We start from the raw sequence: 1,257 nt of genomic DNA, 5'->3' as shown, positions 1-1,257 counted from the left end.
TTGCAGTGGATTCTGTAGGAAATATTTACGTATCAGATCCAGAAAACAATCGTGTCCAGATATTTACATTGACTTCATCACCAGAGTGTTCTCCGGGGTCTTATTCTATGACAGGATTTGTACCATGTACATTTGCATCAGCAGGTAATTTTGTTGATAATGTGGGAGCAACTTTTGAAATACCATGTTCTCCAGGAAATTATCAACCAGGCATTGGTGCAACATCATGTATTATTTCTGATGTAGGTTTTTTTGTTCCACTTTCCGGAGCAATACAACAAACAAAATGTCCTGAAGGAAGTACATCAGTTCAAGGTGCAACATCATGTGATATTATACAAGTTGAATTATTCTGTGGATTACCTGAATCAGATTATACAAGAATCGATGGCACCCCAGGAAATGACAAGATAAAAGGAACAAACGGAAATGATCTAATCTTCGGATATGAAGGGAATGATAAGATAGACGGCAAGAAAGGAAATGACTGTATCATTGGAGGTACAGGTAATGACAAAATTCATGGTGGAGATGGAGATGATACAATACAAGGAAATGAAGGAGATGATAAGATTTCAGGAGGCAAAGGAAATGACAAAATCTTCGGCGGAGACGGGGATGACAAAATAAACGGGGGAAAAGATAATGATATGATCTCAGGAGGTTTAGGAAATGACAAATTACATGGAGGTCAAGGAAATGATTCCATTGACGGGGGAACTGGAATAAACAAGTGTAACGGAGGGCAGGGGATAAACACCATAACAAACTGTGATGAAGATAAAAAAATGAATGAAGTGGAAGAAGAGTCAGAAGAATATGAAGATTAATTTGAGTAAAAATCGAATTCAAAATTTCTCAATATTTTAAAAACAAACAAGTTTAAGCGATAATGATTTTTGATATTTTGTGATTTACAAAGTAACGGTAGAATTTAACAAAGATTTTCTAACAATTAAAGATGAACAAATTACTATTGGCATAAAATCAAAACCAATCAAAGGAGAGGCAAATAAAGAAATCATAAAAAAACTTTCAAAGTATTTTAAGGTATCATCATCAAAGATTCAGATAAGATCAGGGCATAAATCGAGTGAGAAAATCATACAAGTTCAGAATTAGAGAATCTAGTTTTTGTTTAAATAGGGTTTTAAAAATGAAAAGGCATGGATGAAAAATACAGTGAACAATATTTTTTTAATTTCTCATTCTTCAAAGTAGATCCCAAATGGAGATGGATGGCAGATTTAGCAAAAG

2 protein-coding genes are annotated in these 1,257 nt (G+C 34.0%); both read left to right on the top strand.

The window, feature by feature from the left end; genetic code table 11:
• On the top strand, positions 1 to 830 hold an 830-nt coding region (locus BG20_RS09030), incomplete at its 5' end, for a type I secretion target repeat-containing protein (RefSeq protein ID WP_010194197.1).
• Positions 831 to 909: 79 nt separating this feature from the next.
• A complete protein-coding gene (locus BG20_RS09025; protein ID WP_010194196.1) occupies positions 910 to 1,122 on the top strand; it encodes a DUF167 domain-containing protein in 213 nt (70 codons plus the stop codon).
• Positions 1,123 to 1,257: the final 135 nt, after the last annotated feature.

It is taken from the genome of Candidatus Nitrosarchaeum limnium BG20 (assembly GCF_000241145.1).
Lineage (GTDB): Archaea > Thermoproteota > Nitrososphaeria > Nitrososphaerales > Nitrosopumilaceae > Nitrosarchaeum > Nitrosarchaeum limnae.
The sequence above is the reverse complement of the archived record's forward strand: the minus strand, read 5'-3'. Positions and strand labels throughout refer to the sequence as shown.